This is a genomic window from Novipirellula sp., from assembly GCF_041583735.1.
In the GTDB taxonomy this organism is placed as follows: domain Bacteria; phylum Planctomycetota; class Planctomycetia; order Pirellulales; family Pirellulaceae; genus Novipirellula.
The window spans coordinates 1-7,889 of the sequence record NZ_JBFHFD010000409.1; the positions used below are offsets into that span (position 1 = coordinate 1).

The following is a 7,889-nucleotide window of genomic DNA, read 5'->3' on the forward strand; positions in this document are numbered from 1 at the left end:
AGCGGTGGGCAGAAACATGGAAATGGGCAGGAAAATAAAGAAGGCTGGATCCATCTGCGGTATCCGATCTTCCTGCCCCGATCATCTTCCTGCCCAAGCCAATTACCAACGATGCCCTTGGTAATACACCGCTGCTGCTTCGTCGTCTCTTGATTTGACCGTACTGAATCCGCGCCGTCAAAGCAGCGGGCAGGTGCATGGAAATGGGCAGGAAAATAAAGAAGGCTGGATCCTTCTGCGGTATCCGATCTTTCTGCCCCTTACATCTTCCTGCCCAAGCCGATCACCAGCGATGGCGTTGGTCATACACCGCGGCTGCTTCGTCGTCTCTTGATTTGACCGTACTGAATCCGCGCCGTCAAAGCAGCGGGCAGGAGCATGAGGGTGGGGCGGCCACTTGCCTTGAAGAGTGTGAGCGAGGCGACGAGATTCCATCGCCACTCACATTTTGTCATATTGTTCAAGCAACGAACTTATCGCCGAACCAGGGCTAAACGGTTGACGTCAAGGACAAAATAATTCGAGTAGGTTTGAACTAATTATACTATGTTATGGCATGTGACACTCGCTATCTCTGCGGTTACGGCGTCGTAAGACCGCTACAACCTGAATAAAGTCGCAAAAAATGATGTTAATATCGTTTTTTGCCTTTGCCGCGTCGAGTTCTCGATCACAAGCCACAAATGATCGGAAAGAGTTTAGAGTATAAGGAACCGCCTACTGGAGAGTTTGCTATGCCCGGTCCACTTGGTTTTTGCCGCTTGCAGGTTACCGGTCTATTGGCGATTCGACTGTGTTGCGTTTCCGCTTGCTTCGTCTTGCTCGTCAGTGAGTCACCCGTCTGGGCCGTTGAAATCGCACCCAAATCAACGGACTCTGACTCGCTGCATCCGCTTGATACATCACTGGCAACGACGACCTTCGAGTCATTGGATCAATCGATTCAAATCGATAGTGATTTTTGCGGGGGACGTTTGAATGAGTGTTTCGAGATCACTCCCACTCGATTCCAATTGGTGGTGCGTCCCGAACGCAAACCGATCAACAATAGCGCTTGGTATGCTTTCCGTATTCGTTCAAACGAGTTGCGTAGCATTACAGTGCATCTGAGCTATCAGGGCGGGACACATCGCTACACGCCACGTATCAGTAACGATGGCACCGTTTGGCGTGATGGCCAGCATCTGGTGTCATCGGTCCATCCCAGTGGATCCGAGGTGGTGTTGCAGATGGATGTGGGCCCCGATGTGTTGTGGGTCTCGGCGCAGGAACTGATCTCCAACGAAGACACCGAGCGATGGGCGAAGGGATTGGCGACGCTGCCGCACGTGACCCGCGCGGTGTGTGGGCAAAGCGTTTTGGGACGCCCCATTTCAAAGCTTGTCATTGGTAACCCTCGCGCCGATTCGCCGGGGTACGTGTTCATTATGGGGCGACTTCATCCACCCGAAACGACCGGTGCGATTGGGTTAATGCGGTTCGCCGAAGCGATCGCGGCAGAAACGGAATTGACCCAGCAATTTCGTGACGCGTTCCATGTGATCGTCGTTCCTAACGCGAACCCGGATGGGGTCGAGCAAGGACGATGGCGATGCAACGCCAATAGTGTTGACTTGAATCGCGATTGGGGACTTTTCCGACAACCGGAAACGCGGACGCTGCGTCGCGAACTGTTGGATCTGAAGAGTCGTGGTCGCGATTCGCTGTATCTCGTGCTCGATTTTCATTCCACTTATGAAGACGTTTTTTATCTGACCGAAAACGTGGACGACGTGTTCCCCAAGAATTTTACCGCCACTTGGTTGAACCGATTCGATCAGCGGTTGCCTTCCTATTCGGTGAATCTCGACAAGAATCATAATTCCAAACGCACGACCTCCAAAGCTTGGGTCGATCGCGTGCTGAATGTGGCCGCGGTCACCTATGAATTTGGTGACAATACTGATCGCGATGCCATCGCCAACTTGTCGCGAGTTAGTGCCGAAGAAATGATGCGAACGCTGCTAAATTATCGCAACTAAGCCCCAGGCGGTTCTCCGCGACGTTATCTAAAAACGACCGCCGATCGAGTGAGCCGTTTTGACCAACGCAGTGAAGCATTTTAGGTAGCTACCTGCGTCAGAAAGTGGTGATTCGCGTTGGCGCGGCCGCCATCCACGCTCTGGCGAGCGTAGCTACGAGAACGCAAATGCTTCACAGCGTTAATGCTTCACAGCGTTATTGTTAGGCTGGATCCGCGGTCCCCGCGTTAGGCCTCGCTATCTCTCTATATGTCTTTTTGTGGCGTTTCAGGCAACCATCCGCTTCGTTGCCCTTCTTTTAACGGCGTTTGTCTCACCAGGTCGCTCGGTCCGGAGCGAAAGCGAAGGAAGATAAATTAACGATTTTCTTGGAAATAACGATTTTGAGGGAACTTTCGCAAAAGCGGGTCATCCGAAAGTCGGTTTCCTGGTGTGTATTTGATGATCCCTCTGTAGCGTCGTTCTGCTGTTTTCCGCATTAGTCTGCTTGGCGGGATTCTGTAGCACGGGGGCTGTGGATGACCCATTCCACTATTTAGCGGGGGAATGGTCGGGGAAAGGTTGAATCTGTGTTGGGCTGCCACCATAATCGTCAAATTCGCTAAATGCGCCCTCTTCCCTATTTTTAAGGTCTCCCTCTTCATTTCACCCGTGGCAATCAACGAATTCATTGCGGGTGTTTGGTGGCTCTCAGAGATAGCGGTGGGGTTTGCAATGGGATGCAGCTGAAAATCGGGCTGCAACCCATTCGTGCATTTGCGGAAGAACCTTGATTTTCCGTGCTTTCCCCACTGCTTCCGAGCTCTTCAACCATGACATCTCGCACCCGTCGTCTTCGTTCGAAGCTAGCCCGTCAACGCCGCCGCAATTGGTTTCGACAAAGTCGATTCGAGAATCTCGAGGAGCGACGATTATTGGCTTATGTGCCAGCGACCCCCGAGTTGGGGATCTTCGTCGAGCAGGGAGGGGCGCCGACCAGCAATGGTCAGGTCACCAATATCACGCCTAACAATCGCGTCAACGGCGCGATCGAGTCGGTCTTAGCTCACCCGACCAACCCCGATGTGGTCTATGTCGGCAGTATCAACGGCGGGATTTGGCGAACCGACAATGCGACTGATGCGAATCCCGATTGGACCCCGCAAACCGACCACCTGCCATCGTTGACGATTGGGGCGATCGAGTTTGACACCGAAGATACGTTCTTTACCAATCCATCGGGAACTCCCTTTCAAACGCTGGTCGCCGGGACCGGTAATTACAGCAGTTTTGGGGGCGCCGGAGGCTCGGTGGGCTCGGTCTACGTGACTCATGACGGCGGCGACACTTGGGTCGATCCTGGCAGCGTTGGCTTGGCGGGAATTCGAGTTTCAGGCATCGCATCCAAAGATTTCGGCAACACGATCGTCGTCTCGAGTGACGATTTCTTCAATGGCGGCATCTATCGCAGTACCGATGGAGGGGCGACGTTTACTGAAATTACAATTGAGGCGTTTCCGGGAATCCCCGCCGACAGATTCAATGATTTGTTCGCCGATCTGAGCGCTTACAATCGTTTGTACGTGTCAGGCCCCGATGGCATCTTTCGGTCGGACGACTTTGGTTTGACCTGGAATAATGTTTCCCAGTCCAATGCGGCGTTGCAGGGACTGCTCAATGGTGGCGGGATTAGCAATACCGAAATGGTCGTGCACCCGAATTCGGGGCGTCTGTTTGTGGGGATCATTGTTGGCGGCCAACCCGCAGGACTTTTTTATACGGATACCGGAGATACCGTTTCGCCCATTTGGCGCGAGATGGATGTACCGATTCTTCCGATAGCAAATGCAACGAACATCACCGGGGTGACCAATACGAGTCCGATCAGCATCAGGGCCGTGGGGCATGGTTTACAGACAGGCGACTTGGTGTTAGTCAACGGAGTTCGTGATAGTACCAATTCGACGCCGGCGAATGGTCAATGGGTTGTAACGCGAGTTGACAATGATAATGTCACGCTCAACTTTTCCGACGGAACCGGGGGAGGAACCTACACGGCGAACACCGGCCAAATCACCAAAATCACGAACCCCAGCCCCACCTTCAAAGACACGTCGGTACCCGGTAGCCAAGGCCGCATTCACTTTTCCATCGGTATCGATCCCAATGACCACGACATCGTTTACATCGGGGGCGACCGACAAGAAACTCCGTTTCCCAACGCGATTGGTGCCAGCAATTTTACCGGATCGCTGTTCCGTGGTGATGTTAAAATCAGTCGTGATCCGCTGCAGATTCCCTCACCCCAATGGGATCACTTGACCGACGACGCGAATGCATTTGATCCCAGTGGCGGGACGGCCAATGGCAGTGCACCGCATGCCGATTCACGCGACATCGCGTTTGATGCAAACGGCAATATGTTAGAAGTCAATGATGGCGGGATCTTTCGTCGCACCAGCCCACAAGACAATTCGGGGATCTGGGAATCCTTGTCGGGAAGTCTGGGAGTGTTTGAATATCACGATGTCGCCTACGACAGTAATTCGAATGTCATTCTTGCCGGAGCGCAAGACAATGGGACTCAGTATCAGTTGAACGAAGATCAACAGGAGTGGAGTTTGATGTCGGGCGGCGATGGCGGGGATGTTGTCGTTGACAACGTCACGTTGGCGGATCAGGGACGGTCGATTCGCTACAGTAGTTTTCAGAATTTGGCCGGTTTCCGCTCGACCGTATGGGACGCCAACAACAATCTAATCAGTGGCACGAATCGACCTTTGGTCGTTACGAGTGGAGCTCCGCTGCAGCCCCAATTTGATACTTCCGTGGTGCTTAATGCCATTGACCCGCGACAATTGATTATCGGTGCACGCAATGGAGTCTACGAATCCTTTTCTCAAGGCAACTCAATCACGCAAGCGTCCACGTTTCATGTTGCTGGTGGGGTGGCAAATCCGATGGCCTACGGCGGTCGTTCGGCTGTCCATGGCGACAATGCGGCAGTGATTTACGCCGGAGACGCGTTCGGCAATGTTTATGTTCGTGAAGAAACCGTCAGCACGTTCACTACCAATATCGATATCGGAGGCACTGTTCTCGATATTCGCATGAATCCAAATGAATGGTGGGAAGCCGTTGCAATTGATTCGGACACCGTCGCGCGAACGACCGACAAAGGTGGCACCTGGGATGACATCACTGGAAATCTTGGAACACTCGGCGCGACCGCGTTTCGCGCGATGGAGTACATCTCGACCACAATCGGAGGCAAACTGTTCGAAGGCTTGGTGCTGGGGACGAACCAGGGCGTCTATGCGATGACGTTTGACGCGGTCGGCACTTGGTTTGAATTTGGCAGCAATGTGCCTAATGCTCCGATCTACGATATGGACTACGACGCGGCCGATGATGTGTTGGTGCTCGGAACGCTCGGCCGTGGTGCTTGGAAATTGAAGGACGCGAGCACCTTTCTGGCTCCTGCGGTAAGTCTGTCGGTTGCCCCCGACACGGTCAACGAAAGTGATGCCTTTGCAACGTACACCGCCACCCTGAGTCGCGTTTACAGCGAAGACATTCTTGTGCCGCTACAAGCGAACGCCACTTCGCCGGACCATGGACCGAACGTCGCCACCGAGGGCGTGGACTATATCGCTCCAGTTTCGATCCTGATTCCTGCCGGTTCGTTGACGGCGACAGCTCAGTTGATGCCACTGCAAGATTCGCAGGACGAGTTCGACGAAACGGCGGTGATCGAAATCGATGGTGCGGCGTTGACCAACGCACGTGTGTTCGGAGTCGCCAGTGCAACCACCACAATCGTGGACGATGATCCGGCGGTCGTGAATCTGACAATCGACCGGCTGACGATTGGCGAAGCCGGCGAGACGGCGATTATCGGAGCGTCCATTGCTGCATTTTCGCCGGTCGATATCGTCATCAATTTGCAAGTCGATGCAGCCAGTACTGCGATCGGAAGCGGCGTCGATTACATTAATCCGAACTTGCAAATCACGATTCCTGCGGGATCGCTTACTGGCACGACCACTTTGGTCACAAGTGTGCAAGACACGCTTGATGAGCCCGATGAAGATGTGATGGTTTCGATTGCAGGGGTGTCGGCCGGCGCGGTCAAAGGCAGTACGGATTCGGTCACGGTGACGATTGTCGATGATGACGCACCGCCAACGGTAACGCTTTCTTCGACACCGGTTTCGATTGCCGAAGCGGGCGGCGTTGCCACCTTTACGGCGCTGCTTTCCACGATTTCAGGTTTCGATGTCGTCGTCGATCTCGAGGTGGTGCAGCCAAGTACGCTGGGGCCGTTTGCAACCGCAGGCGGCGTGGATTTTATCGATCCAGTGCTGCAAATCGTGATTCCTGCGGGCAGCTTGCAGGCGTCAACCACGGTCACCGCGGTACCCGATGCGCTTGATGAGTCGAACGAACTTGTGGTCATCGATATCGCCAATGTGACACGGGGGACGGAACTCGGACAGCAACGTGCGCAAACAATCATCCTTGACGATGATCCCGAGCCGACGGTTTCGCTTGCGGTGGACAACACGACCATTCCCGAAAGCGGCGGCGTTGCCACGTTTACGGTTTCGCTGAACACCGTTTCTGGTAGAGACGTGACCGTTAATTTTGGGCTCAGCGGCGATGCGCTGCCCGTTTTAGACTACGACCACTCACCGCTGTCGGTCACCATTCCTGCGGGGCAAACCACAGCGGCACTGACCGTGACGGCGGTCGACGAACCGGTGTCGTTTGACGAAGAAGACCAAGAGATCGTTGGGGTGCAAATCGTAAGTGCGGTGAATGCCGGAATTGCTACCCCAGGCGTGGTCAACACGGCGATCTTGGACGACGATGACGCGCCAAACGTGACCTTCCAGAGCGATGTTGACTCGATTCTTGAAAACTCGGGCGTCGCCACGTTTACGGCGTCCTTGTCGGAAGTCTCCGGACGCGATGTGTTTGTGGAAATCCAAACCGCCGGAATCGCGATCGAAGGAATCGGGCCCAACGATGGTGATTACTTTATCCCGCCACCAAAAAATATTACGATTCCCGCAGGGCAAACTACTGGGTTTACCCGCGTGATTGCGGTTCAAGACAATCGGCATGAAGGCGACGAACAAGTGATCGTCAACGTGGCAAGCGTTGTCACCGGGCTGACAAGCGACGTCGTCACTACCGGCGTCTTATCGGACTCGGTGCTGATTACCGATGATGATCCGGTGCCAAGCGTGGCCTTGTCAGGTGGCGCAACGACGATTTCCGAGGCTTCCGGGACAACGACGTTTACCGCAACGCTTTCGCATCCTTCGGTCGATTCGATTACGGTCGGTATTGATTTCACAGGGACTGCAATCAATGGAACCGATTATACCGCGTCGCACTCGACGCTGACCTTTGCACCTGGGGCGACCACCGCGACGGTGACCATTACCGCGGACGAAGACACGCTGGATGAGTTCAACGAGTCGGTCGTGCTGACGTTGGTCAATCCGACCAACGCAACCTTGTCAGGCTCGGTGGTCGCGTCGACCACGATCAACGACAATGACGCGGCTCCGCTGGTCACGCTCGCCGTCGACAAAACTTCGGTGACCGAATCGACCGAATCAATTGTCTATACCGCGACACTTTCCACACTGTCGGGCAAGGATGTGGTGATCGATTTGACGCTGGGTGGATCCGCCACCGCAGGATTGGACTTTACCGGTTTGACGACTCCGATCACCATTGCGGCAGGATCCATTTCAACGTCCTTCACGGCGGTCACCGTTGCGGATGGCATTGATGAAGTCGATGAGGATTTGATCGTCAATATCTCCGCCGTGACCAATGGAATCGAAGACGGTGTACAGGGGGTTTCGACCA

At 54.3% G+C, this 7,889-nt stretch carries 2 protein-coding genes; both read left to right on the forward strand.

Translation table 11 applies throughout. The annotated features are described in order from the left end of the window. The first annotated feature begins 734 nt into the window (after window positions 1-734). Window positions 735-2,021, forward strand: a complete 1,287-nt coding sequence (locus ABX962_RS24145) for a M14 family metallopeptidase (RefSeq protein ID WP_372723063.1) — start codon at window positions 735-737, stop codon at window positions 2,019-2,021. An 812-nt stretch (window positions 2,022-2,833) separates the two neighbouring features. Next, the coding region (locus tag ABX962_RS24150; RefSeq protein ID WP_372723065.1) for a Calx-beta domain-containing protein at window positions 2,834-7,889 on the forward strand (5,056 nt) is incomplete at its 3' end.

Excerpts from the sequence above, each read along its gene's own strand:
- ABX962_RS24145 (WP_372723063.1), top strand. The coding sequence starts at position 735 with ATGCCCGGTCCACTTGGTTTTTGCCGCTTGCAGGTTACCGGTCTATTG.